This is a genomic window from Naasia aerilata, assembly GCF_030296595.1.
Classification (GTDB): domain Bacteria; phylum Actinomycetota; class Actinomycetes; order Actinomycetales; family Microbacteriaceae; genus Naasia; species Naasia aerilata.
Genome location: NZ_AP027731.1, coordinates 183,101 through 206,863, shown reverse-complemented (window position 1 = coordinate 206,863; position 23,763 = coordinate 183,101). Strand labels below are relative to the sequence as shown.

At 71.9% G+C, this 23,763-nt stretch carries 20 protein-coding genes, 1 other RNA gene and 2 pseudogenes; 14 read left to right on the top strand and 9 right to left on the bottom strand.

The features are described from left to right. Positions 1 to 69: 69 nt before the first annotated feature. A complete protein-coding gene (locus QUE51_RS01115) occupies positions 70 to 495 on the top strand; it encodes a YciI family protein (RefSeq protein WP_286277789.1) in 426 nt (141 codons plus the stop codon). Positions 496 to 526: 31 nt separating this feature from the next. Continuing rightward, positions 527 to 1,804, top strand: a complete 1,278-nt coding sequence (locus QUE51_RS01110) for an RNA polymerase sigma factor (RefSeq protein ID WP_286277788.1) — start codon at positions 527 to 529, stop codon at positions 1,802 to 1,804. A gap of 31 nt (positions 1,805 to 1,835) precedes the next feature. Here the strand turns inward: QUE51_RS01110 and QUE51_RS17685 are convergent, their stop codons facing one another. Together QUE51_RS17685 and QUE51_RS17680 are read right to left on the bottom strand one after the other, a co-directional pair. Continuing rightward, positions 1,836 to 2,603: an MFS transporter gene (locus tag QUE51_RS17685; protein ID WP_350226749.1), complete on the bottom strand. Its 768-nt coding sequence runs from the start codon at positions 2,601 to 2,603 to the stop codon at positions 1,836 to 1,838. Beyond that, complete coding sequence (locus tag QUE51_RS17680) at positions 2,558 to 3,079, bottom strand: MFS transporter (RefSeq protein WP_350226694.1); 522 nt, start codon at positions 3,077 to 3,079, stop codon at positions 2,558 to 2,560. The genes QUE51_RS17685 and QUE51_RS17680 overlap by 46 nt, the downstream gene beginning before the upstream one ends. A gap of 158 nt (positions 3,080 to 3,237) precedes the next feature. Between QUE51_RS17680 and prfB the strand changes: the two genes are divergently transcribed. From prfB to QUE51_RS01065, 7 genes and pseudogenes are all read left to right on the top strand, one after another. Next, positions 3,238 to 4,356 carry a peptide chain release factor 2 gene (gene prfB / locus QUE51_RS01100; RefSeq protein WP_286277787.1) on the top strand — a complete coding sequence of 373 codons (1,119 nt, stop codon included), beginning with the start codon at positions 3,238 to 3,240 and terminating at the stop codon, positions 4,354 to 4,356. Between the two features lie 118 nt (positions 4,357 to 4,474). Then, positions 4,475 to 4,804: pseudogene (locus tag QUE51_RS17675) on the top strand (cell division ATP-binding protein FtsE); the annotation flags it as partial. 125 nt (positions 4,805 to 4,929) lie between these two features. Then, positions 4,930 to 5,850, top strand: a complete 921-nt coding sequence (locus tag QUE51_RS17670; protein ID WP_350226693.1) for an FtsE family protein — start codon at positions 4,930 to 4,932, stop codon at positions 5,848 to 5,850. Beyond that, entirely contained in the window at positions 5,847 to 6,761 is a 915-nt protein-coding gene (gene ftsX / locus QUE51_RS01085) for a permease-like cell division protein FtsX (protein WP_286277785.1), read from the top strand. Before QUE51_RS17670 ends, ftsX begins: the two co-directional genes overlap by 4 nt. Positions 6,762 to 6,909: 148 nt before the next feature. Continuing rightward, on the top strand, positions 6,910 to 7,386 hold the full coding sequence (gene smpB / locus QUE51_RS01080) for an SsrA-binding protein SmpB (RefSeq protein WP_286277784.1): 477 nt from the start codon (positions 6,910 to 6,912) through the stop codon (positions 7,384 to 7,386). Between the two features lie 230 nt (positions 7,387 to 7,616). After that, positions 7,617 to 7,987, top strand: a transfer-messenger RNA (tmRNA) gene (ssrA, locus tag QUE51_RS01075). A gap of 86 nt (positions 7,988 to 8,073) precedes the next feature. Next, a pseudogene (locus QUE51_RS01065) lies at positions 8,074 to 9,581 on the top strand (MFS transporter). A 37-nt stretch (positions 9,582 to 9,618) separates the two neighbouring features. Here QUE51_RS01065 and QUE51_RS01060 read toward each other — a convergent pair. Genes QUE51_RS01060 through QUE51_RS17665 form a run of 3 tightly spaced genes read right to left on the bottom strand, consistent with a single transcriptional unit; the run spans position 9,619 to position 12,561 of the window. Next, positions 9,619 to 10,506, bottom strand: coding sequence for a glycosyltransferase family A protein (locus QUE51_RS01060; RefSeq protein ID WP_286277781.1), 888 nt, complete (start codon positions 10,504 to 10,506; stop codon positions 9,619 to 9,621). Further along, positions 10,503 to 12,062 carry a D-glycero-beta-D-manno-heptose 1-phosphate adenylyltransferase gene (rfaE2, locus tag QUE51_RS01055; RefSeq protein WP_286277779.1) on the bottom strand — a complete coding sequence of 520 codons (1,560 nt, stop codon included), beginning with the start codon at positions 12,060 to 12,062 and terminating at the stop codon, positions 10,503 to 10,505. Before rfaE2 ends, QUE51_RS01060 begins: the two co-directional genes overlap by 4 nt. Beyond that, positions 12,040 to 12,561: a hypothetical protein gene (locus QUE51_RS17665; protein WP_350226692.1), complete on the bottom strand. Its 522-nt coding sequence runs from the start codon at positions 12,559 to 12,561 to the stop codon at positions 12,040 to 12,042. Before QUE51_RS17665 ends, rfaE2 begins: the two co-directional genes overlap by 23 nt. 94 nt (positions 12,562 to 12,655) lie before the next feature. Between QUE51_RS17665 and QUE51_RS17660 the strand changes: the two genes are divergently transcribed. Both QUE51_RS17660 and QUE51_RS01045 read left to right on the top strand, forming a co-directional pair. Then, on the top strand, positions 12,656 to 13,327 hold the full coding sequence (locus QUE51_RS17660; protein WP_350226691.1) for a glycosyltransferase family 9 protein: 672 nt from the start codon (positions 12,656 to 12,658) through the stop codon (positions 13,325 to 13,327). Further along, positions 13,324 to 14,265 (top strand): glycosyltransferase family 9 protein, encoded by a 942-nt coding sequence (locus QUE51_RS01045; RefSeq protein WP_286277777.1) that lies wholly within the window; start codon positions 13,324 to 13,326, stop codon positions 14,263 to 14,265. Before QUE51_RS17660 ends, QUE51_RS01045 begins: the two co-directional genes overlap by 4 nt. A 30-nt stretch (positions 14,266 to 14,295) precedes the next feature. Here QUE51_RS01045 and hisN read toward each other — a convergent pair whose 3' ends face one another. From hisN to aroA, 3 genes are read right to left on the bottom strand one after another with little or no spacing between them, the layout of a single operon-like run. Next, a complete protein-coding gene (hisN, locus tag QUE51_RS01040; RefSeq protein ID WP_286277775.1) occupies positions 14,296 to 15,084 on the bottom strand; it encodes a histidinol-phosphatase in 789 nt (262 codons plus the stop codon). A 9-nt stretch (positions 15,085 to 15,093) separates the two neighbouring features. Continuing rightward, a complete protein-coding gene (gene rsgA / locus QUE51_RS01035; RefSeq protein WP_286277773.1) occupies positions 15,094 to 16,200 on the bottom strand; it encodes a ribosome small subunit-dependent GTPase A in 1,107 nt (368 codons plus the stop codon). 13 nt (positions 16,201 to 16,213) lie between these two features. Next, complete coding sequence (aroA, locus tag QUE51_RS01030; RefSeq protein ID WP_286277772.1) at positions 16,214 to 17,626, bottom strand: 3-phosphoshikimate 1-carboxyvinyltransferase; 1,413 nt, start codon at positions 17,624 to 17,626, stop codon at positions 16,214 to 16,216. 94 nt (positions 17,627 to 17,720) lie between these two features. Between aroA and QUE51_RS01025 the strand changes: the two genes are divergently transcribed. The 3 genes from QUE51_RS01025 to QUE51_RS01015 all read left to right on the top strand — a co-directional run bounded on the left by QUE51_RS01025 (position 17,721) and on the right by QUE51_RS01015 (position 19,610). After that, positions 17,721 to 18,464, top strand: coding sequence for a sigma-70 family RNA polymerase sigma factor (locus QUE51_RS01025; protein WP_286277771.1), 744 nt, complete (start codon positions 17,721 to 17,723; stop codon positions 18,462 to 18,464). After that, positions 18,461 to 18,700, top strand: coding sequence for a mycothiol system anti-sigma-R factor (gene rsrA, locus QUE51_RS01020; RefSeq protein ID WP_286277770.1), 240 nt, complete (start codon positions 18,461 to 18,463; stop codon positions 18,698 to 18,700). The genes QUE51_RS01025 and rsrA overlap by 4 nt, the downstream gene beginning before the upstream one ends. Before the next feature lie 349 nt (positions 18,701 to 19,049). Then, positions 19,050 to 19,610: a neutral zinc metallopeptidase gene (locus tag QUE51_RS01015; protein WP_286277768.1), complete on the top strand. Its 561-nt coding sequence runs from the start codon at positions 19,050 to 19,052 to the stop codon at positions 19,608 to 19,610. A gap of 83 nt (positions 19,611 to 19,693) precedes the next feature. On the opposite strand, the gene QUE51_RS01010 is transcribed toward QUE51_RS01015, so the two are convergent. Further along, complete coding sequence (locus QUE51_RS01010; RefSeq protein WP_286277766.1) at positions 19,694 to 23,701, bottom strand: multifunctional oxoglutarate decarboxylase/oxoglutarate dehydrogenase thiamine pyrophosphate-binding subunit/dihydrolipoyllysine-residue succinyltransferase subunit; 4,008 nt, start codon at positions 23,699 to 23,701, stop codon at positions 19,694 to 19,696. Between the last annotated feature and the right edge of the window lie 62 nt (positions 23,702 to 23,763).

Here is a 23,763-nt window from a genome sequence, read left to right as displayed (position 1 = left end):
AAATCCGCGCCGCCCGTTCGACGTACTCGGTGAGGGCGCGTCCGGCGTCCGGATCAGAGGAGACACACCATGAAGTACATGCTCGTGATGGCCCAGGCGCCGTCGGCTGCGGACATCGACTACACCTCGCCCGAGGCCCTGGAGGCGTTCGACGCGATGGGGAAGTTCAACGAGGAGCTGATCAGCGCCGGCGTGCTGCTCAGTGCCGAAGGCCTCTCGCCCGAGTCGGAGGGGGTCCGCATCGACTACGACGGCGACGAGCGGACCATCACCGACGGACCGTTCAGCGAGGCGAAGGAGGTCTTCTACGGGTTCTGGATCCTGGAGACCGCCACCCAGGAGGAGGCCGTCGAGTGGGCCCGCCGGGCCCCGCTGCAGGTCGGCAGCGTCACCGTGCGGCGGGTGCCGAGCATCGACGAGTTCGACCTCGACAACGAGCACGTCCAGAAGGAGCGCGAGTGGCGCATCTCGCGGGGCGAGAAGCTCGGCGCGTGAGCCCGGGGCGGCCAGAGCTCCCGGGAGACCGGTGAGCTCGGCCGCCGGTGCCCCGCGCGGGGGAGCGACGCAGGCGGCCATCGAGGCGGTGTGGCGCATCGAGTCGGCGAAGGTTCTCGGCGCGCTCGCGCGCACGCTCGGCGGGTTCGACGAGGCGGAGGAGTTCGCGCAGGACGCCCTCGTGCAGGCGCTCGAGCAGTGGCCGCGGACCGGCATCCCGCGGAACCCCGCCGCCTGGCTGACGACCGTCGCCCGGCGGCGAGCCGTCGACTCCTGGCGGCGACGCGTCGGCCTCGACGAGCGGCACGCCGAGCTGGGCCACCGTCTCGAGGTGGCGGAGCAGTCGGGACCCGAGCAGCTCGCGCTCGAGCCGCTGCACGACGAGGTGCTCCGCCTCATCTTCGTCGCGTGCCATCCGGTGCTCGCGCGGCCCTCGCGCGTCGCGCTGACGCTGCGCATGGTCGGCGGGCTCAGCACGGACGAGATCGCCCGCGCGTTCCTCGTCCCGAGCCCGACCATGGGCCAGCGGATCTCGCGCGCGAAGCGGTCCATCGCCGAGGCAGGCGTGCCGTTCGAGGTGCCGGACGCCGCCGAGCTGCCCGGTCGGCTCGGCGCCGTGCTCGAGGTGATCTACCTCATCTTCAACGAGGGCTACTCGGCCAGTGGCGGCGCCGACCTGCTGCGCCCCGACCTCTGCCGCGAGGCCCTCCGCCTGGGGCGCGTCCTCGCGAGCCTGCTTCCCCGGGAGTCGGAGGTGTTCGCGCTCGTGGCCCTCATGGAGCTGCAGATGTCGCGCTTCGCGGCCCGGACGGACGCTGCGGGCGATCCGGTGGTGCTGCCGGACCAGGACCGCCGCCGGTGGGATCGGACGGCCATCGCGCGGGGCAGGGAGGCACTCGGGCGGGCGCGGCAGCTCGCGCCCGAGCTCGGGTCCTACGGGCTGCAGGCGGAGCTCGCGGAGTGCCACGCGGTCGCCGTCCGGGCCGAGGACACCGACTGGTCGCGCATCGTCCGCACCTACGACCGGCTCTTCGCCCTGACGCCCTCGCCCGTGGTCGAGCTCAACCGCGCGGTGGCCGTCGCGATGTCCGGGCACCCGGAGGAGGCGCTCGCCGTCGTCGACGAGCTCGCCGCTCGCCCCGGCTTCGGCACGTTCCACCTCGTGTCGGGCGTCCGCGCGGACCTGCTCGCCCGGCTGGGGCGGGAGCAGGAGGCTCGCGCGGAGTTCCTGCGCGCCGCGGAGCTCGCGGGCAACGAGCGCGTCAAGGCGATGCTGATGGCGCGCGCCGCCGTGCCGGCCGAGCGCTGAGCCGCGGCGTGCGTCGGCCTTCCCGACGTCGTCAGGGGCGTGGGGAGTACCGCGGCAGGTAGCGCAGCAGCACGCCGGAGCCGAGGAAGCCCAGCACCCCGAGCACCGCGACGGCCACCGGCAGCGAGGCGGCTGCCGTGATGGCCGCGATGGCGAGCGGCGCGAGTGCGCCGCCGGAGTCGTTCGTGAACCGCCAAGCGCCGAGGAACGGGGCCGGGTTGCCGGGCGGAGCGAGGTCCGCGCCGAGCGTCATGAGGATGCCGGCGCCGATCCCGTTCGCCAGGGACAGGAACAGCGCGATCGCGATGAACCAGCCCTCGCGCGTCAGCACGTCGTGGGTGAACGCGAGCACCAGGTGCCCGAGCCCGAGCCCGACCATGGAGGGCACCGCGGTCCACAGCCGGCCGAAGCGGTCCATGATGTGGCCGCCGGTGTAGAAGAGGGCGAAGTCCACGGCGCCCGCGACGCCGATGATCACTGCGGTGTGCGTCTCGCTGAGCCCGATGCTGACCGCCCAGAGCGGGAGCACCACCTGTCGGCTTGCTCGCAGGGCCGCGATGAGCGCGGACCCGCTGCCGAGGCGCACCAGGAGCCCGGCGTTGCTGCGGATGGTGTCGAGGAGGCCGTGCGACTCCTCGGTGGCGAGACGCCGCCCCTCGGAGTCGGGGGAGAGGCGCGCGAGCCGGGCGGCGCCGAAGGTCGCCTCGGGATCGGGCAGGGTCACGAGCACGATCGTCGCGGCCACGCAGCAGATCACGAAGATCCAGAACGCCGCGAGCACCGATCCGGTGAGCTGGATGACGCCCGCGCTGAGGAACGGCCCGACGAAGTAGCCCAGCCGGAACGTCCCCCGAGCGTCGACAGCGAGCGGGCCCGGAACTCCAGCGGCACGTAGCTGGTCATAAAGGCGTGGCGGGCGAGCGCGAAGACCGCGGTCGCCAGGCCGACGAGGAAGATTCCGATGCCGAGCACGAGCGGGTTCGGCGCGACGATCGACAGCAGAAGGCCGGCGACCGCGACACCGGCCGCCGCGATCATCGACGCCCGCTCACCGATGCGGCCGACGACCGCACCGCTCGGGATGTCGCCCGCCAGCTCGCCCAGGGTGACCATGGCGGCGATCAGGCCCGCGATGGCGAGCGTGGCGCCGAGGTTGTGCGCGGCGACCGGGATCAGGGGGATGATCGCGCCCTCGCCGATCGAGAACAGCAGGGTCGGCAGGAAGGCCGCGAGTGCGATCGATCGCCAGCGGAAGGTCGATCCGGCGGCGGTCATGACTCCTTCGACTGTACCCCTGACCAAATCAAGGAGATTCGGGCGACGAGGCGGCTGGATCCGCATGGCCTCACCGGCGAAGGTCCCGATGTCCTGGATTTGGTCAGGAGGGGCGGCCCCGGGGCCGCCCGAGGCCGCGCCGGTAGGCTGATGGGGACATGGCCGACTTGGATTTCACCGCGCAGATCGCGACCCTCCGCTCCACCTTCGACGACATCCGGGCGGTGCTCGACGTCGACGCCCTGCGCGCGCGCGTCGCCACGCTGTCCGAGCAGGCGGGGGCGCCGGATCTCTGGGACGACACCGCGCGCGCTCAGAAGGTGACGAGCGAGCTGAGCCACGTGCAGGCACAGCTCGCGAAGCTCACCGAGATCGAGCGCCGCCTCGACGACCTCGAGGTGCTCGTCGAGCTCGTCAACGGCGAGGTGGACGACGAGATCGCCGCCGAGGTGGCCGAGGAGGCCCAGGCCGAGCTCGCCGCGATGCAGCGGATGCTCGGGGAGCTCGAGGTGCAGACGCTGCTGAACGGCGAGTACGACTCGCGGCCCGCCGTCGTCACCATCCGCGCCGGTGCGGGCGGCGTGGATGCCGCGGACTTCGCCGAGATGCTCATGCGCATGTACCTGCGCTGGGCGGAGCAGCACAAGTACGCGGTGCAGGTCATGGACACGAGCTACGCGGAAGAGGCGGGCATCAAGTCCGCGACCTTCGAGGTCGACGCCCCGTACGCCTTCGGCAACCTCTCCGTCGAGGCGGGCACGCACCGCCTGGTTCGCATGTCGCCGTTCGGTGCGGCCGGCAAGCGGCAGACCAGCTTCGCCGCGGTCGAGGTCATCCCGCTCATGGAGGAGACCGAGTCGATCGACATCCCGGAGAACGAGATCCGGGTGGACGTCTTCCGCTCGAGCGGCCCCGGCGGCCAGTCGGTCAACACGACGGACTCGGCGGTGCGCCTCACGCACATCCCGACCGGCACGGTCGTCTCGATGCAGAACGAGAAGAGCCAGATCCAGAACCGCGCCGCCGCCATGCGCGTGCTCCAGTCGCGCCTGCTCATCCTCAAGAAGGAGGAGGAGAACGCCAAGAAGAAGGAGCTCGCCGGCAACATCACCGCGAGCTGGGGCGACCAGATCCGCTCCTACGTCCTCGCGCCGTACCAGATGGTGAAGGACCTGCGGAGCGAGCACGAGGTCAACAACCCGAGCGCGGTGTTCGACGGCGACCTCGACGGCTTCATCAACGCGGGCATCCGGTGGCGCAAGCAGAAGCACGACTAGCCGACAGGCACATTCCGGCCCGGATAGTACGGCGGAGCGCACCACTTGAGCCGGAAGGTGCGCATTATGGGTGTCGCTCCCGGGGTTGAGCGGGGGCCTCCTTACGCTCGGTAGCGCCATGATTCGCTTCGACCGCGTCACCAAGCTCTACCCGGGCAACTCCAAGCCGGCGCTCAATGCGGTGGACGTCGAGATCCGGGCCGGCGAGTTCGTGTTCCTCGTCGGCGCCTCCGGCAGCGGCAAGTCCAGCTTCCTCCGCCTCGTGCTCAAGGAGGAGAAGCCCTCCTCCGGTGAGATCCACGTGCTCGGCCAGCGGCTCAGCTCGATCTCCAACCGCAAGATCCCCTACTTCCGCCGCAGCCTCGGCGTCGTCTTCCAGGACTTCCGGCTCCTGCCGAACCGCACCGTCTACCAGAACGTCGCCTTCACCCTCCAGGTGATCGGCAAGTCGAAGGGCTTCATCCAGGAGGCCGTGCCCGACGTCCTGCAGATGGTCGGGCTCGAGGAAAGTCCGAGCGGCTCCCGCACGAGCTCTCCGGCGGCGAGCAGCAGCGCGTCGCGATCGCCCGCGCCGTGGTCAACAAGCCGGCCATCCTGCTGGCGGACGAGCCGACCGGCAACCTGGACCCGGTCACCAGCCAGGGCATCATGCAGGTCCTCGAGCTCATCAACCTCAGCGGCACGACGGTGGTCATGGCCACCCACGACGTCGGCATCGTCGACGCCATGAAGCGGCGCGTGATCGAGCTCGTCGGCGGCAACATCATCCGCGACGAGATCGAGGGCGGCTACACGACGTCCGTGCCGACCGTCGAGCAGGCCCGTGAGCCGGAGCTCGTGCTCGCCGGTGCCTCCGCGGCACCCTCCGTCGCGTCGGCGACGGGCCCGGTGGCCCTCGCCGCCCCTCCGGCGCCGGCGCGCGGAGTGCCTGCCGCCTTCTCGGCCGCGTCGGCCCCGCGCACGGCGCCGACGCCCATCGCGGCACCCCCGTGGCCGTCGATCGCCCGGGCCACCGGCCCCGTTCCCGTCCCCGTGGCAGCACCGGCGACCGGACCCGTCCCCGTCGCCACGGCGGCCCCTGCGACCGGACCCATCGCCACCGGTTCTGTCGCCACGGGCCCTGTCCTCACCGGCCCCGTGGTCACCGGCCCAGTCGCCGCAGTCGCCGCCGCCCCGGCGGCCGCGCCCGTGGTCGAGGACGCCGTCCCCGCCGCCGCGACCACGCCGGTCCAGCCCGTGACGGCGTCGACGCCGATCCTTCGAGACGGCCCCGTCACCTCGCTGATCGACGAGACCACCTCGCCCCGCGGGGAGCTCCCGCTCGCCCTCCGCCTGCGCGCGGCGGCGGGCGCCGGGCTCGACACCCCGCACCCGTCGACCGGACCGCAGCCGGCCATCGAGGACGACGCGCTCTCGCTCGCGGTCCGCCTCGGCCTGCGCCCGTCCGGCGATTCTCCCCATCCGTCGACTCAGGAGATCGGACCCACATCATGAGGTTCGCGCTGATCTGGGGCGAGGTGGGCCAGGGCCTCCGCCGCAACGTGTCGATGGTCGTCTCGGTCGTGCTCGTCACCTTCATCTCGCTCACCTTCGTGGGCGCCGCCGCGCTGCTGCAGCTGCAGATCGGCCAGATGAAGAACTACTGGTACGACCGCGCCCAGGTAGCGGTGTACCTCTGCAACGGCACCGTCGGCAGCGAGGCGTGCGTGAGCGGCGCCGCGACGCCCGAGCAGGTCGCGGCCGTCGAGGCGCAGCTCACGTCGCCGACGCTCTCGCCGCTGATCGACAAGTACTACTACGAGTCCCAGGACGACGCGTACGCGAAGTTCAAGGAGCAGTTCAAGGGCAACTCGCTCGTCGACTACGTGACTCCGGACCTGCTCAACCAGGCGTTCTGGGTCAACCTGAAGGACCCGTCGCAGTCGGACGTGTTGCAGGAGAGCTTCGCCGGCCTCGCCGGGGTCGACAGCGTGGTGGACCAGCGGCGCTTCCTCGACCAGATCTTCGCGGTGCTGAACACGGCGAGCATCGCGGCGATCGGCATCGCCCTGATCATGCTCGTCGCAGCGAGTCTGCTCATCTCGACCACGATCCGGCTGTCGGCCTACTCGCGACGGCGGGAGCTCGGGATCATGCGGCTCGTCGGCGCCTCGAACCGGTTCATCCAGACCCCGTTCGTCCTGGAGGGGATGTTCGCGTCGCTCGTCGGGTCGCTGCTGGCCGGGGCTGTCGTCGTCGGCGCCGTGCAGTTCTTCGTGCAGGGCTTCCTCGCGAAGTCGCAGCTCGGCTTCTCCCTCGTGAACCTCAACGACGCGCTTCTGGTCGTCCCGCTCCTCGTCGGTGTCGGCGTCCTGCTCGCGGGGCTCTCAGCGAACCTGGCGATCCGGCGGCACCTCCGCGTCTGAGCATCAGCGGGTGCTGCGGACAGGCCGCAACCGGGTGCGGGGTCGCGGATGTCCGCACGGCCCGCGCTCCGACGTGCGCTGCGGCTCCCGGTAGACTGGGCGGCTGCCCGGACAACGGGCGCGGGGTCGGAAGTCGAGGAGGTGAGCCATGCCACGCGAACAGGGCGAGAAGGTCGTCGCGACCAACCGCAAGGCGCGCCACGACTACACGATCGAGGACACCTACGAGGCCGGGCTCGTGCTCATGGGCACCGAGGTGAAGTCCCTCCGCATGGGCCGCGCCTCGCTCGTCGACGGCTACGCGTTCATCGACGGCGGGGAAGCCTGGCTCGACGCCGTGTACATCCCCGAGTACATCGAGGGCACCTGGACGAACCACGCCCCGCGGCGCAAGCGGAAGCTCCTCCTGCACAAGCAGCAGATCCTCAAGATCAGCCACCGCGTGAAGGAGGGCGGCTACACGCTCGTGCCGCTGCGGATCTACTTCCTCGACGGCAAGGCCAAGGTCGAGATCGCGGTCGCGAAGGGTAAGCGGGAGTACGACAAGCGCCAGACCCTGCGCGAGCGGCAGGACCGCCGCGAGGCGGAGCGGGCCATGGGCACGCGCCGCAACCTCGGCGACTAGCCCACGGGGGCGACACGGGCCGGATCGTCCAATCCGGGCCGCCGCTCAGGCCCCGAAACGCCGAATCGGCCCGCGGTGCAGGCCCGCACGCACCGGGGAATGGTTTCGCCGGCCGCCCCGTTGTAACCTGTGATGCCGTCCTCGACGGTGCTTTGACAACTCCACAGCGCGATGGTGACCCCTTCCGGATGCGGCCCTGCTCTTCTCGAGCACCCGCGGGAGGCCAGTACGGGGATGATCGGTTTCGACATTGCCTGAATGACCGTGAGAAGCGGGTCGAGGATGCGGGGTTATCTCGTTAACGCCCTCCGCAAACAACAGGTGCCAATTCCAAGCGCACCGACTTCGCTCTCGCCGTCTAAGGCCAGAGTGTGAGTCCGTCAGTCCGGGTGTGCTCCCGCCCCGGGTACTGGCGTCATCAAGGGAGCTTGCTGCGGCGTTGCGCCTCTGGGCGCCGCGGGACTTGAACCGAGGCTGGGCTCGTCGATTCAGGTGCCAGTGACAAGGATCGGAGCCGAGCAGAACGCTTTCTACTGGATACGCCCGTAGAAGGCACGGGATTACAGCAATGGACGGGGGTTCAATTCCCCCATCTCCACAATCGGTCACCATCGCGCTGCTGGAGTTCCCTCCGCTGAGAGGTCCGCCCCCGCTGCGCACGCCGTCGCCGGGGGCGCAAGCCCGGGGATGACCCAGGACACCAAGTCTAGCGTGGAGCAGGTCATGACGAACGAATCGCCCCTGCCCGAGATCGACGACCGGACCAGGTGGCGGGCCTTCGCCGTGTGCGTCGCCGTCGCAGCGCTGACCATCCTCGACCTCTCGAAGGTGAACGTCGGGCTGCCCTCGATCGAGGAGTCGCTGCACGCGGGTCCCACGGAGCTGCAGGCGATCGTCGCGGGCTATGCGCTCGCGTTCGGTCTCGCCCTCGTGCCCGCCGGCCGGCTGGGCGACATCAAGTCGCGCCGAGCCCTGTTCCTCGTGGGGCTCTCGGCGTTCACGGTCACGAGCCTCATCTGCGCGCTGGCGCCCAACATCCTGTTCCTGATGATCGGCCGCTTCCTGCAGGGCATCGCCGCCGGCATCCAGATGCCGCAGGTGCTCGGCCTCATCCAGCAGCTGTTCCAGGGCCCGGCCCGGGGCGCGCCTTCGGGCTGTTCGGGTCGATGATCGGCATCTCCACCGCGTTCGGACCGACGCTCGGCGGCCTCCTCATCGCGGTCGGCGGTCCGCAGAACGGCTGGCGCCTGCTCTTCTGGATGAACATCCCGCTCGGGATCGCGCTGCTCTTCTTCGCCGCCCGGCTGCTGCCCCGGAAGCAGCTCAGGGACGACCAGGTGCGGGACCTCGACCCCATCGGCGTGCTCCTGCTCGGCGGGGCGGTGCTCACGTTCATGCTGCCGTTCGTCCTCACCACGGGCGGTCCGGACGACGACCCGCGCCGCTGGTTCTTCCTCATCGGCGCCGCCCTGTTCTCCTCCGTCTTCGTGTGGTGGGAGCTCCGGTACGCGGCTCGTGGCCGCTCCCCGGCCGTGCGGTTCTCGCTCTTCCGCCGGGCCTCCTATCGCAACGGCCTGCTCATCGCGACGGTCTACTTCGCGGCCGTGCCGGCCTCGTTCCTGCTGACGACGCTCTACCTTCAGGAAGGGCTCAAGCTGGAGCCGGTGTTCGCCGGCATGGTGACGATCCCCTTCGCCCTCGTCTCCGCCTACACCGCCTACCTGGGCGGGCGGCTCGTCGAGAAGTGGGGACGCGCGCTGGTCGTCGGCGGCATCGTGACCGTCATCCTCGGCTTCGGGCTCAACGTCCTGCTGGCCGTGATCTCGCCGCCGGAGCTCGCGCCGTGGCTCATGGCCGCCGCGCTCGCCGTCGCCGGAGCCGGGGGCGGCTTCGTCGTCTCGCCCAACCAGACCCTGACCCTGGCCGAGGTGCCGGTCACCGAGGGCGGCGTCGCCGGCTCCATGGCCCAGGTCGGTCAGCGCGTGGGCACGGCGATCGGCGTCGCCGCGGCGACCTCCACGTTCTTCGCGACCCTCTACGCGAAGGCGCACCACGAGAGCTCGCTGGCCGTCTACCACGAGGGATTCCGGAACGGCATCCTGGTGGCGGTCGCGCTCATCGCGGTGGCGCTGGTGCTCGGCCTCTTCGACCTGGGTCAGCGGCGCCACGCCCACGAGCAGGAGGCGACGGCCTGAGACGTTCCCGCACGCGGCCCTTCCCGCACCCGCCGCGTCAGGCCAGCCTGCGCTCGGACGGCGGACCGAACACCACGTCGCGCGCCTCCACCCGCCGATCGCGGACCGTCGTCGGCGACTCCAGGTGCACCGCGCCGCTCGGCAGGATGCCTGCGGCGCCGTAGCGCTCCATGACGCGCCACTGGGCCGCGACATCCTCGCCGGAGTGCTCGCGCGGGAGCATGGGCCAGAAGTCGAAGCCGCCGCACTCGATGAGCCGGTCCCGCCGGTAGAGGACGCACGCGCCGAGCCACGCGATCTTGTAGGGCAGCCAGCCGTCACGGGGCACCGGCACCTCGGCGGCCACGTGGACGAGGTTGGCGGCGAAGTGCAGGGACGCGCGCTCGATGCCTGGCTCGCCCATGCGGATGCGCTCCGGGCGCACGCCGTCCGCCCACGGCTCGAAGCTCGTACGGTCCTGCGGCCGGAACTCCTTGAGCGCGGAGAGGCCGTGGACGCCGCTGCCCACGAAGCCGCAGTCGAGCGTCCGCAGCGCATCGAGCATCCGGCTGATCGAGCCCGGCTCCAGCCAGACGTCGTCGTCGAGGAAGAGGACGTAGTCGGCGGTCGCCTGGTCGAGCAGGAACTGGCGGTGCTCGGCGAGGCCGCGGCGGGGGAGGTGTCGCGTGAGCTCGATGCCGCGCCCCTGCGCACGCAGCACCCGTGCCATCGCCTGGACCGCCGGGGCGTCGATGGAGGCGTCGCCCTCCGACTGGTCGCTGACGATCACGTCGAAGGGCGGGTCGTCCTGCGCGGCGAGCCCCGCGAGGGTGACTGCGAGCTCCGCGGGCCGCCCGAAGGTCGGAATGAGGACCTCGACGACCGGCGCCACCGGCTCGGGATCGGTGCCCCAGTCGCCGGACCACCGGCGGGAGACGCCGGTCATCCGGCCGCCCGCCCGACGCGCGACCGGACGGGCCGCTTCGCCCTTCCCTGCGGCACCACGTCATCGGAGACCGGCGACGGCGTCCGGATGCGGTCGACGACCGCAGAGGTGGAGTAGTCGGGGAGGTAGTCGAGGATCCGCACCTCACCGCCGTAGCCGCGCACCACCTCGGTCTCCGGCAGGCGGTCGAGCGTGTAGTCGCCGCCCTTGGCGTAGACGTCGGGCTGCAGACGCTGGATGAGCGGGATCGGGGTGTCGGTGGAGAAGATCGTCACGTAGTCGACGCAGCTCAGCGAGGCGAGGACCTCGGCCCGGTCCGCCGCGGCGTTGATCGGACGGCTGTCGCCCTTGAGCCGGCGCACCGACTCATCGCTGTTGAGGGCGACGACGAGCACGTCGCCCAGCCGCTTCGCCTGGTTGAGGTACGCGGTGTGCCCGCGGTGCAGGACGTCGAAGCAGCCGTTGGTGAACACGACGCGGCGCCCGGCGGCGCGCTCTCCGGCCAGGCGGCGGGCCAGATCCTCGTGGTCGAGGGCGCGGCCGGCGAACTCGGCGAGGCGGGCCAACAGATCGTCGGTGGAGCACACCGAGGTGCCGAAGCGTCCGACCACGACGTCGGCTGCGGCCTGGGCGTAGTCGGCGCAGACGGGCAGCGGCAGCCCCGCGGCGCGGGCCATCGTCAGCGCGGCCGCGAAGGTGTCGCCGGCGCCGGACGCCTGGCGGTCGCTCGCCGGCCGTGCCCAGGTCCGGTGCACCGTGCCCGCTCGGTCGAGGAGGACGGTCCCGTCGCGGTCCAGGGTCACCACGGCCGCGCCGGCACCGCTCGCCTCGAGGATGCGCGGGGCCAGGGTGGTCACGATGGCCGCCCGGTCGGCCTCGCGCTTGAGGCCGACGCCCACGAGCCCGGCGGCCTCGTCGGCGTTCGGCGTGACCAGGTCGGGCGCGAGCTCCGCCCAGCCGCCGGAGTCGTAAGCGTCGACGGTGACCACGGCGGGGCGCCCGATCCGATGCAGGAGCGCCTCCCGCACCGCGCCCCCGAGCATCCCGGTGCCGTAGTCGCACACGACCGCGGCGTCCGCTCCGACCGTCGCCGCGACGGCGGCATCGGCGAGGGCGGCGAGCGCCTCGTCGGCGAAGCCCGCCTCGTTGCCCTCGTCGAGGCGCACGAGCACCTGGTCGGCGACCACGATGCGGGTCTTCGTGATCGTGCGGACCTCCGGTCGGGCTACCAGGAAGGCGACGTCGACGCCCGCGGCGGCCAGGGCGTCGCGGAGGCGACTCCCGGCCTCGTCCTCGCCCACGAGCCCGACGAAGCGCACGCGCGCGCCGAGCGCGGCCAGGTTCATGGCGGTGTTGGCCGCGCCGCCGGGCACGAAGTCCTGGCGGCGCAGCGCCACGATCGGGGCGGGCGCCTCGCGGGCCATCCGATTGCTCGAGCCGTGCCACCAGCCGTCCAGCATCGGCTCGCCGTAGACGGTCACGAGGGGCGCCGTGAGCGCCACGCGGCGGACCACGTCGAGCGTGAGTGCGGGCTCACCGAACAGGGTCTCGTCCACGCGCTGCTCCCTCCGCACTCTTGGCCGACACTTCCACTGTCCCCCAACTCGCTGAGGAAGTCACTCGTCCCTCCGGGGGTGGCACGGCGGGGACGATCTGTGAGAGGAAGGGAGGGAAGGAGGGCCGATGACCCACGTCCCGCACGCCCGCCGCACGCTCGAGGCCGGCACCGCGCTCGGCCCGATCGGCGACCGCGTCGAGGGCGTCGAGCGCATCGCGGTCCTCCGCGGCGGGAACATCGGCGACCTCCTGTTCGCCCTCCCCGCCGTCGACGCCCTGGCCGCCTGCTACCCGGATGCCCGCATCACGCTGCTCGGCGCGCCGCACCACGCGGCCCTCCTGCAGGACCGCCCCGGACCGATCGCCGACGTCGCCGTGCTGCCGGTGATCGAGGGAGTGCGGTCCTCCTCCTCGGGCGAGGCCCCGGACGCAGCGGCCGCCGAGCGCTTCGTGGCCGACCTGCGCGCTCAGCGCTTCGATCTCGCCGTGCAGGTGCACGGGGAGGCCGGTACTCGAACCCCTTCACGGCCTCCTCGGCGCCCGCGTCGCGGCGGGGCTGCAGACCCCGGATGCGGCGCCGCTCGATCGGGTCGTGCCCTACCGCTACCACCAGCACGAGGTGCTGCGCAGCCTCGAGGTGGCGGGCCTGCTCGGCGCGCGCCCGGTGACGCTCGAACCCGTCCTGACCGTGACCGATGCGGACGTCCGCCGGGCGCAGGCCCTGCTGGGCGACGGACCGCCGATCGTCGCGCTCCACCCCGGTGCCACGGATCCGCGCCGACGCTGGCCCACGGAGCGGTTCGGCGAGATCGCCGCTCGCGCCGCCGAGCGAGGTCACCGAGCCGTCGTGGTGGGAAGCGCGGACGAGGCCGGTCTCGGAGCCGAGGTCGTCGCGTCCGCCCGCGCCGCAGGTGCTCCCGAGGGGAGCGTCCGCTCGTTCGCCGGCGAGGGCGACCTGGGTGTGCTCGTCGGCACGCTCGCCCTGTCGGTCGCGACCGTCGCCAACGACAGCGGTCCTCGCCACCTCGCGCAGGCGGTCGGCTGCCCCACCGTGTCGATGTACTGGATCGGCAACGTCATCAACGCCGGCCCGCTCGGCCGCTCGCTGCATCGCGTGCACCTCGACTGGCGCACCGAATGCCCGATCTGCGGAATCGACGTGACGCAGGTGGGCTGGACCGCCGAGCGGTGCGAGCACAACCCGTCCTTCGTCGACGCCATCGCGGTGGACGACGTGTGGGCCGATCTGGAGGACTTCCTGTGAAGCTGCTCGCCGAACCCGACGGCCGCCCCGAGCTGCTCGCGCTGCGGACGCTGAAGCTCGGCGATCTCCTCGTCGCCGTCCCCGCGCTGCACGCGCTGCGCCGCACCTTTCCGGAGCACCGGCTCATCCTCGCGATGCCGGGCTGGCTCGATCCGATCATCGATCTCGTGCACGGCGTCGACGCCCTCCTGCCGACCCGCGGCCTCGACGACCCTCTCGCCGTCGACGCGGACCGGATCGACATCGCCGTCAACCTGCACGGGGTCGGCGGCGAGAGCTGTGAGCGGCTGGAGGAGATCCGCCCCCGGCGCCGCATCGGCCACCGGTCGCCGGGCTGGGACGGGCCCGAGTGGCTCGACGGCATCCACGAGCGGCATCGCTGGGCGCGGCTCGTCACGGAGCACGGAATGCCCGCGGACGAGAACGAGGTGTGGCTCGACGACCCGGGTCCGAGTGCGAACCCCGGTGCTGCGGTCGTCCACGTCGGGGCCTTCTACGGCTCCCGGCACTGGCCGCTCGACCGCTTCGCCGCCGTCGCCCAGGCGCTGGAGCGGCGAGGGCTCCGAGCCGTCGTCACCGGGGGAGCGGCCGATCGGGACCGCGCGCTCCGGGTCGCGGAGCTCGCCGGGCTGCCTGAGGACCGCGTGCTCGCCGGCCGCATGGACCTGCGGGAGATGGCGGCGACCGTCGCGGCCGCGGCCATCGTGGTCACCGTCGACACGGGCGCGGCCCATCTCGCGTCGGCCTACGCCCGGCCGTCGGTGGTCCTGTTCGGGCCGTCGCCGCCCGAGGAGTGGGGACCGCCGCCCGGTCGGCACGTCGTGCTCACCGACGCCCGCCTGCGCGTGGGCGACACCTTCGGCAGCGACCCCGACCCTGCGCTGCTCGCGGTCAACGCCGACGACGTGGTCGCCGCGGCCGACGGCCTCCTGGGCTGAGCTGCGCCGCTACGAGGGGAGCGGCGCCCGTCAGGCCAGGAGGGCGAGCACCTGCTCGTGCAGGTGACCGTTCGTGGCCAGCGCGCTGCCGTGCCACGGACCGGGCTCGCCGTCCACCGAGGTGAACCGGCCGCCTGCCTCCTCCAGGATCGGGATCAGGGCTGCCATGTCGTACGGCTGCAGGTCGAACTCGCCCGCCACGTCCACGGCGCCCTCAGCGACGAGGAGGTACGACCAGAACTCGCCGTAGGCACGCGTGCGCCACACGCGATCGCTGAGCCGGAGCAGCGCGTCCGCCCGCCCCTCCTCCTGCCAGCCCTTGAGGCTGTTGTAGCTGAGGGAGGCGTCCTGGAGCTCACGAACGCCCGAGACGGCCAGGCGGCGGGGCTTCCCGCCCGGCGCATCCACCGTCCACGCGCCCTTCCCGCTCGCCGCCCACCACTGCCGGCCGAGGGCGGGAGCGCCCACCGCGCCGACGACGGGGCGGCCGTCCACCGCGAGGGCGACCAGGGTGCCCCACACGGGAACCCCGCGCAGGAAGTTCGCGGTGCCGTCGATCGGATCGAGGATCCACTGGCGACCGGAGGCGCGCTCTCCGCCGTACTCCTCGCCGAGGATCGCGTCCTTCGGCCGGGACTCGCGGAGCGCCGCCCGCAGCGCCTGCTCCACCGCGCGGTCCGCGTCCGTCACGGGCGTGCGGTCGGGCTTCGTGTCGACGCGCAGGTCCACGGCGCGGAAGCGCTCGATCGACAGCACGTGCGCCATGTCGGCGAGGTCCCGGGCGAGCCGCAGGTCCTCCGCGTAGCCGCTCTCGGTCACCTCGCCAGCCTAGACCGAGGGCCTCTCGGGCTCCGAGTGGTCGTCGGCCTCCGGCTCCCAGTCCTGCTCGGAACGCGGATCCAGCACGGTCAGGATGCGCTGGAGGGACGCGAGTCGGCGCCTGCCCGATTCGCCGAGCTCTCCGCCTCGGACGCGGTCCACGATCTCCCAGTCGTGCGCCTCCACCAGAGGCACCTCGCCCTCGGGCGGCTCGCCCGTCACCGCGCGCTGGGCGAAGGAGCGCAGCACGTTCGCGGGATCGACGTGGCCGAGCCCGAACGACCGGATGCCCGGGGTATCGATGATCCAGCCCGAGCGGCCCTCCGCGTCGCGCATCCGCAGGGAGACGGTGGACGACGAGGTGTGCCGGCCGCGTCCGGTGACCTCGTTGACGCGGCCGATTGCGCGGTGCGCGTCGGGGACGAGCTGGTTGACCAGGGTCGACTTGCCGACGCCCGAGTGGCCGACCGCGACGGTGGTCCGGCCGACGAGCCGCTCCTGCAGCGCCTCGAGCGGCACCTCGCCCTGCGCGCTCAGGACGACGTCGAGCCGGAGCACGTCGAAGTCGGAGAGGAACTCGGCCGGGTCCGCCAGGTCCGTCTTCGTGATCACGAGGAGCGGATCGAGCCCCGCGTCGAATGCGGCCACCAGGTAGCGGTCCACGAGGCGCGGCCGGGGCTCCGGGTTGGCGGCCGCGATCACGATCATCATCTGGTCCGCGTTGGCGACGATGATGCGCTCGACGTCGTCCGTGTCCTCGGCGCTGCGGCGGAGCAGCGTGCTGCGCTCGGCGATCCGGACGACCCGGGCGAGCGTCCCGTCGTCCCCGCTCGTGTCGCCGACCACGTCGACGAAGTCGCCGGTGACCATGGAGTTCCGGCCCAGCTCCCGCGCGCGCTTCGCGTAGATCTCGGCCTCGTCCGGGGTGTCCTCACGGACGAGCACCATGACGCGACCGCGGTCGACGGTGAGGACGCGGCCGCGCACCGCGTCGGCGTGCTCCGGCCGGTGCTTCGACCGGGGTCGCGTGCCGTGCGGGTTCGGCCGCACCCGCGCCGAGGACTCGTCGTAGTCGCCGTAGGGGTCCTCGTCGGGGGTGTCGTCGAGCCAGCTCACGGCTGCGGCTCCGTCATATCCCGAGGGCGACTGTCGGCCGGGAGAGCATCCCCGACCAGAGCTCGGGGAAGCGCGGAAGGGTCTTCGCGGTGGTCGCGATGTCGTCGATCTCGAGGCCCGGGACGGCGAGGCCCAGGAGCGCCCCGGCGGTCGCCATCCGGTGGTCGGCGTAGCTCTGCCACGGGCGCCCGGGGCGGGCCGACAGCGGCGCAGGCGAGAGGGAGAGCCCGTCCTCCTCTTCGGTGACGCGCCCGCCCAGCGCGTTCAGCTCGGTGGCGAGCGCTGCCAGACGGTCCGTCTCGTGGCCGCGGAGGTGTCCGATCCCGGTGATCCGGCTGGGTCCTGTGGCGAGCGCGGCCAGGGCGACGATGGTCGGGGCGAGCTCACCGCCCGCGCTGAGGTCCAGGTCGATGCCGGGCAGCTCGACGCCGCCCACCACGCCCGCGCCGCCGTCCACCACGAGGTCGTCGCCCACCCGCTCGACCGTGGCGCCGAACTGCACGAGGAGCTCGCGCAGAGAGTCCCCGACCTGGGTGGTGCGGGTCGGCCAGCCGGGGACGCGCACGCGTCCGCCCGCGACGAGGGCCGCGGCGAGGAACGGCGCGGCGTTCGAGAGGTCGGGCTCGATGTCGACGGTGCCGCCGGCGATCGGCCCGGGACGGACTGTCCACTCCGCCTCGGCGGTCTGCTCGGCCGAGACGCCGCGCGTTCGGAGCGTCGCCAGCGTCATGAGGATGTGGGGGAGGCTCGGCAGGCGCTCGCCGGCGTGCCGCACCGTCAGACCCTCATCGAAGCGCGGTGCGGCGAGAAGCAGGCCGGACACGAACTGGCTCGAGGCCGAGGCGTCGATCGCCACCTCTCCGCCGGCCACCCGGCCGGCGCCGTGCACGGTGAAGGGGAGGGCGGCGCGGCCGTCGTCGACGACCTCGACGCCGAGCGCGCGCAGGGAGTCGATGGTGGTCCGCATCGGCCGCCGCCGCGCCGCCGCGTCCCCGTCGAAAGTCACGGGTCCCAGCGCGAGCGCCGCGAGCGGGGGACCGAAGCGCATGAGGGTGCCGGCGAGGCCGCAGTCGACCGCGACACCTCCGACCAGCGGCCCCGGCGTCACCAGCAGGTCGGGCCCGTCGCCGGCGTCGCGGCCGGTCGGCTCGATCGTGGTGCCGAGTGACCGGAGAGCGTCGATCATCAGCGAGGAGTCGCGCGAGTGCAGCGGCGCGCGCAGCACGGTGGGCTCCTCGGCGAGCGCGGAGAGGACCAGCTCGCGGTTGGTGAGGCTCTTCGATCCGGGCAGCGGAACGATGGCGGACAGCGGTCCCGAAGCCTGTGGTGCCGCCCACACCGGGTCGCCGGATGCGCCGCTGTTGCGCGCATCGTGGTCGTCGCCCGGCAGCTCGAAGCGGGGCGAGGAATATCCGAGGATCCCCATCGGTTCCCACAATAACGGCGGCACTCGAAGCGGAAGGGAGACATCGGTGACACTGACCATGCCCCTTCTGACCCCCGAACTAAGCTGGGCTCCGATGAGCACACCCAGCGATCCGACCGAAACCCGCTCTCCCGCGCTCGTCGCCGGGGAGGCGGAAGCCGAGGTCGAGGCGGCAGCAGAGGCCGAGGCGGAGGAGACGATCGTCGAGGCGATCGAGGAGACGACCAGCCCCGCTGAACTCCGAGCCCTCTTCGAGGAGCAGGCGCTTCCGTTCATCGACCAGCTCTACGCGGCCGGGATGCGGATGACGCGCAACCCGTCGGACGCCCAGGACCTGGTGCAGGAGACCTTCGTGAAGGCGTTCTCCGCCTTCCGGCAGTACCAGCAGGGCACGAACCTGAAGGCGTGGCTCTACCGGATCCTCACCAACACGTTCATCAACAACTACCGGAAGAAGCAGCGCGACCCCTACCAGGGCACGATCGACGACCTCGAGGACTGGCAGCTGGGCGGCGCCGAGTCGGCGACCTCGTCCCGCGTCGGGCGCTCGGCCGAGGCGGAGGCGATCGACCACCTCCCCGACTCGGCGGTCAAGGATGCGCTGCAGGCCGTTCCGGAGGACTTCCGCCTCGCCGTCTATCTGGCCGACGTGGAAGGGTTCTCCTACCAGGAGATCGCCGACATCATGAAGACCCCCGTCGGCACCGTGATGAGCCGGCTGCACCGCGGCAGGCGACTGCTGCGCGAGCTGCTGGGGGAGTATGCGCGCGAGCGCGGAATCGCAGTGGGTGCGCCGTCCCGTCGGCGCTCCCCGAAGCACGATGGAGTGGAGCAATGACCGATTGCGGGTGCGACAAGGCCATGCAGGAGCTCGAGGAGTATCTCCACAACGAGCTGCGCAGTGAGGACGCCGCGGACATCCGCGAGCACATGGAGAACTGCGTCTCCTGCGCCGGTGAGCACAAGGTGGGCATCGTGCTCACCGACGTGGTGCGCCGCGCCTGCAAGGACACGGCGCCCGAGGAGCTGCGCGAGCAGGTCCTGCTGCGCCTCCGCACCCTCCAGACCCACTGACCCGCCCCGTCCCGTCGAGGGACGTGCGGTCGCGGGCACCGCTGCCCGTCCGCACTCCTCGCACCCTGAAGCCCCGTTCGACTCCGGTCGGCGGGGCTTCGCTGCTGCCCGGGCATGTCGCCGCAGGTCCGGTGGTCCCCGTCCGCCAGGATGGGGCTCCACCGGCGACCAGGGAGATCCCGATTCCGACCACCGCACGCACCACTGCCCGAGCGAGGAGCCTCCTCGTCCTCCTCGCCCTGCCCGCCGCCGCCCTCGCCGCCTGCGCCCCGGGCTCGCTGTCGCCCGACTCGATCGCCTTCGGCGGCAGCGGCGACCCGGGGAGTCCGCCGGCGCGCCCTTCGGCGACGTGCAGGCCTCGATCGACGAGGCGGTGGGCGTGGTCGACGACTTCTGGGCGGCCCACTGGTCCGAGTTCTACCCCGGCGAGTACGTGTCGCCGACGGTCGTCGGCACCTACGACAGCACCGATCCCGGCGACACGACGACCTGCGACGGCGAGCCCGCGGACGAGGACAACGCCCTCTACTGCACCGACGACCGCTCGGTGATGTGGGACCGCGTGCTGATGTCCGAGATGTACGCGGAGGGCGACGCCAACGTCTACCTGGTCGTCGCCCACGAGTGGGGGCACGCGATCCAGGCGCAGCTCGACGACAGCCTGGTGTGGACCGCGGAGGAGCTGCAGGCGGACTGCTTCGCCGCCGCGGCGCTCTACGGAGCGGAGGCGGACGGCGTCTTCGCGTGGGCCGAGGGTGACACGGCGGAGCTCGCCCGGGGACTCACCGACCTGTCGGACTCCACCGAGTGGACCGGCGCCGACGACCACGGGGATCCGTTCGACCGCATCGACGCGTTCAACGACGGCCGCACCTACGGGGTCCCCGGCTGCTTCCCCGTAGAGGAGTAAACCCGCGACGCTGACGGCTGCCCCAAAGGAAAGCCCCCGCCGATCCGAGCATCGACGGGGGCTTCGCCGTTGTGCTGCTGCGACTACCCGAGCGCGCGGCGGACGAGGTCCGCCTGCTCCTGGGCGTGCCGCTTGGCGGAGCCCGCGGCGGGGGAGGCGGCGGCGGGCCGCGACACCACCGAGATGGAGCGCTCCTTCAGCTTCTTCGCGGCCACGAGGCAGACCAGCGGCCAGGCGCCCTGGTTCTCCGGCTCGTCCTGCGCCCACACCAGCTCGGCGTTCGGGTAGGACGAGATCACCTCGCCGAGCTCGCGCTCGGGCACGGGGTAGTACTGCTCCAGCCGGACGAGCGCCACCGAATCGGGGTCGTCGCGCTTCGCGAGCTCGGTCGCGAGGTCGTAGTGCAGCTTGCCGGCGTGCATCACGACCCGCTTCACGGCCGCCTTGTCGGTGATCCGGGCGTCGTCGAGCACGGGCTCGAAGCGGCCCGTCGTGAAGTCCGGGACCTCACTCGTCGCCCCGCGCAGGCGCAGCATCGACTTGGGCGTGAAGACCACGAGCGGGCGCCGCGGGCGGGCGTACGCCTGCCGGCGCAGCAGGTGGAAGTAGGACGCCGGCGTGGACGGCTGCGCGACCGTCATGTTGTTCTCGGCACACAGCTGCAGGTAGCGCTCGATGCGCGCCGACGAGTGGTCGGGACCCTGGCCCTCGTAGCCGTGCGGCAGCAGCAGCACGACCGAGGAGTTCTGGCCCCACTTCTGCTCCGCCGAGCTGATGAACTCGTCGATGATGGTCTGCGCGCCGTTGGCGAAGTCGCCGAACTGGGCCTCCCACATCACGAGCGCATCCGCCCGCTCCACCGAGTACCCGTACTCGAAGCCCATCGCCGCGTACTCGCTGAGGAGCGAGTCGTAGATCCAGAACTTCGCCTGGTTCTCGGCGAGGTTCGACAGGGGCAGCCACTCCTGGCCGTTCTGCCGGTCGTGCAGGACAGCGTGGCGCTGCACGAACGTGCCGCGGCGCGTGTCCTGACCGGCCATCCGCACCGGCGTGCCCTCCATGAGGAGGGAGCCGATCGCGAGCAGCTCGCCGAACGCCCAGTCGACGCCGCCGTTGCGGCTCATGTCGTAGCGCTTCTTGAGCAGCGCCTCGAGCTTCGGGTGCACCGTGAAGCCGGACGGGCGGTTCTGGTGCGCGTCGCCGATGGCCTGGATCACCGTGTCGGCGACGCCGGTCGACCGCGGCTCGCCGGACTCGCCGCTGTCCTGCTGCGAGTCGGGCAGCTCGAGGTCGGCGACCGCATCCGTCTGCGGGGCCGTCACCGGCGCGGACGAGGTCTGCGCCGCGTGCGTCTCGGCGAAGGCCCGCTCGAGGCGGTCCTGGAAGTCGCGGTGCGCCTTGTCGTACTCCTCGAGCGTGATGTCGCCGCGGCCGACGAGGGACTCCGTGTAGAGCTTCCGGACGCTGCGCTTGGCCTCGATGAGGTTGTACATCAGCGGCTGGGTCATCGACGGGTCGTCGCCCTCGTTGTGCCCGCGGCGGCGGTAGCAGACCAGGTCGATCACGACGTCCTTGTGGAACTCCTGGCGGAAGCCGAAGGCGAGCTCCGCGACGCGGGCGACCGCCTCCGGGTCGTCGCCGTTCACGTGCAGGATCGGCGCCTGGATGGTCTTCGCCACGTCGGTCGAGTAGATCGAGCTGCGCGACTCGGCGGGCGCGGTCGTGAACCCGACCTGGTTGTTGACCACGATGTGGATCGTGCCGCCCGTGCGGTAGGGCCGCAGCTGCGACATCTGCAGCGTCTCCACGACCACACCCTGGCCGGCCATCGCCGCGTCGCCGTGGATGAGGATCGGCAGCACCTTGAAGGAGCCGACCGGCTGGCGGTCCTGCTTCGCCCGGACGATGCCCTCGAGGACGCCGTCGACGGCCTCGAGGTGCGAGGGGTTCGCGGCCAGGTAGACCGGGATGGTCGTGCCGTTGACACCCTGGTAGGTGCCCTCGGTGCCGAGGTGGTACTTGACGTCGCCCGAGCCCTGCACGGTCCGCGGGTCCTGGGTGCCCTCGAACTCGCGGAAGATCTGGCCGTACGTCTTGCCCGCGATGTTCGTCAGCACGTTGAGGCGGCCGCGGTGGGCCATGCCCATGCCGACCTCCGAGAGGCCGCTCTCCGCGGCGCCCTGGATGATCGTGTCGAGCAGGGAGATCAGCGACTCGCTGCCCTCCAGGCTGAACCGCTTCTGCCCGACGTACTTGGTCTGCAGGAAGGTCTCGAAGGCCTCCGCCTCGTTGAGCTTGCTGAGGATCCGCATCTGCTCGTCGTGCGTCGGCTTGACGTACGGCTTCTCGACCTTGTCCTGGATCCACTTGCGCTGCTCGGGCACCTGGATGTGCATGTACTCGAGGCCCACGGTGCGGCAGTAGGAGTCGCGGAGCACGCCCAGGATGTCGCGGAGCTTCGCGCTGCGGCGACCGGCGAAGCCGCCGACCACGAACTCGCGGTCCAGGTCCCAGAAGGTGAGGCCGTGCTGCTCGATCTCGAGGTCGGGGTGCGAGCGCTGACGGTACTCGAGCGGATCGGTGTCGGCCATGAGGTGGCCGCGCACCCGGTAGGAGTTGATGAGCTCCTGCACGCGCGAGGTCTTCGAGACCCGCTCCGAGAGGTCGACGTTGATGTCCGGGTTCCACCGAATCGGCGCGTACGGGATGCGCAGCGCCGCGAAGATCTCGTCGTAGAACTCGTGCTTGCCGATGAGGCGCTCGTGCACGAGCTTGAGGAACTCGCCCGACCCGGCGCCCTGGATGACGCGGTGGTCGTAGGTCGAGGTCAGCGTGATCGTCTTGCCGATGCCGAGCTCGACGAGCGTCTTCTCGCTCGATCCCTGGAACTCCGCCGGGTACTCGAGCGCGCCGGCGCCAACGATCGTGCCCTGGCCCTTCATCAGCCGCGGCACCGAGTGCACCGTGCCGATGCCGCCCGGGTTGGTCAGCGAGATGGTCGTGCCCTGGAAGTCGCCGGCCTCGAGCTTGTTGGCGCGGGCCTTGCGGACGAGCGCCTCATACGCGGCGATGAACTCGCCGAAGTCCATGGTGTCGGCGCGGCGGATGCTCGGGACCAGCAGTGCGCGGGTGCCGTCCGGCTTCGGGACGTCGATCGCGATGCCCAGCCCGATGTGGGCGGGCTGCACGACGGACGGCTTGCCGTCGACCTCCGCGTAGTGCACGTTCTGGCTCGGGAACTCCTTGAGCACCTGCACCAGCGCCCAGCCGATCAGGTGGGTGAAGGAGATCTTGCCGCCGCGCGTGCGCGTGAGGTGGTTGTTGATGACGATCCGGTTGTCGATCATCAGCTTCGCCGGGATCGTGCGGACGCTCGTCGCCGTCGGGATGGTGAGGCTGACGTCCATGTTGGCGGAGAGCGTCTTCGCCATGCCGCGCAGGGGAGTGGTGACGTCGTCCGGCGTCTCGCCGCCCTGCACCTTGAGGGCAGGCGCCTCGGCCGGGATCGGCTGGGCGCGGGGCGCCATCGAGGTCGTGCGCGCCGCGACCGCCGACGGCTGCGCCGTGGAGGCGGCGGTCGGCTGCGAGGCGGCCGGGGCGGCGGGCTGCGCGGTCGCCGGGGCGGCGGGCTGCGGGGCGGTGGCCGGGGCCGGCTGCTGGGCCGGAGCCGGGAGGGTGGGCACCCCGTTCTGCGGGACCGCTGAGGTCACCTGTGCCGCGACCTGCGGGTCGGGCGCCGCCGTGGCGCCCACGGCGCCCGAGAACGACGGGTCGGTCTGCGGCTCGAGCGGCACGGTGGGCTCGACCGGGTTCGGCGCGAGCGGCTCGGTCGGCGACGGCGGGTTCGGCTCGGCGGGCCCGCCCGGCTGCGAGCCGGGATCCGTCGACGGCACCTCCGGTGGCGGCTGGATCGACGCCTCCGGAGAGATTCCCTCCCCGGTATGCGTCTCCACCGGGTGGTAGCTCTCGAGGACCGGCCACCAGGACCGATCCACCGAGTTCCGGTCCACCTTGAAGCGCTCGTACAGCTCGTCCACGAGCCATTCGTTGGCGCCGAATTCGGCCGCCGCGCCCTCATCCGTTCCGGTCAATTGACTTGACACGGTGCCTCGCCCACTCTCGATCGTCCGGGTTCCCGTCCAGCAATCAAGCC

What these genes read in the sequence shown, in the direction of transcription:
- smpB (WP_286277784.1), top strand. Translation starts at nt 6,910, where the DNA reads ATGCCACGCGAACAGGGCGAGAAGGTCGTCGCGACCAACCGCAAGGCG.
- QUE51_RS01115 (WP_286277789.1), top strand. Translation starts at nt 70, where the DNA reads ATGAAGTACATGCTCGTGATGGCCCAGGCGCCGTCGGCTGCGGACATC.
- ftsX (WP_286277785.1), top strand. Translation starts at nt 5,847, where the DNA reads ATGAGGTTCGCGCTGATCTGGGGCGAGGTGGGCCAGGGCCTCCGCCGC.
- prfB (WP_286277787.1), top strand. Translation starts at nt 3,238, where the DNA reads ATGGCCGACTTGGATTTCACCGCGCAGATCGCGACCCTCCGCTCCACC.
- QUE51_RS01025 (WP_286277771.1), top strand. Translation starts at nt 17,721, where the DNA reads ATGAGCACACCCAGCGATCCGACCGAAACCCGCTCTCCCGCGCTCGTC.
- QUE51_RS17680 (WP_350226694.1), bottom strand. Translation starts at nt 3,079, where the DNA reads ATGACCGCCGCCGGATCGACCTTCCGCTGGCGATCGATCGCACTCGCG.
- rsrA (WP_286277770.1), top strand. Translation starts at nt 18,461, where the DNA reads ATGACCGATTGCGGGTGCGACAAGGCCATGCAGGAGCTCGAGGAGTAT.
- aroA (WP_286277772.1), bottom strand. Translation starts at nt 17,626, where the DNA reads ATGGGGATCCTCGGATATTCCTCGCCCCGCTTCGAGCTGCCGGGCGAC.
- QUE51_RS01060 (WP_286277781.1), bottom strand. Translation starts at nt 10,506, where the DNA reads ATGACCGGCGTCTCCCGCCGGTGGTCCGGCGACTGGGGCACCGATCCC.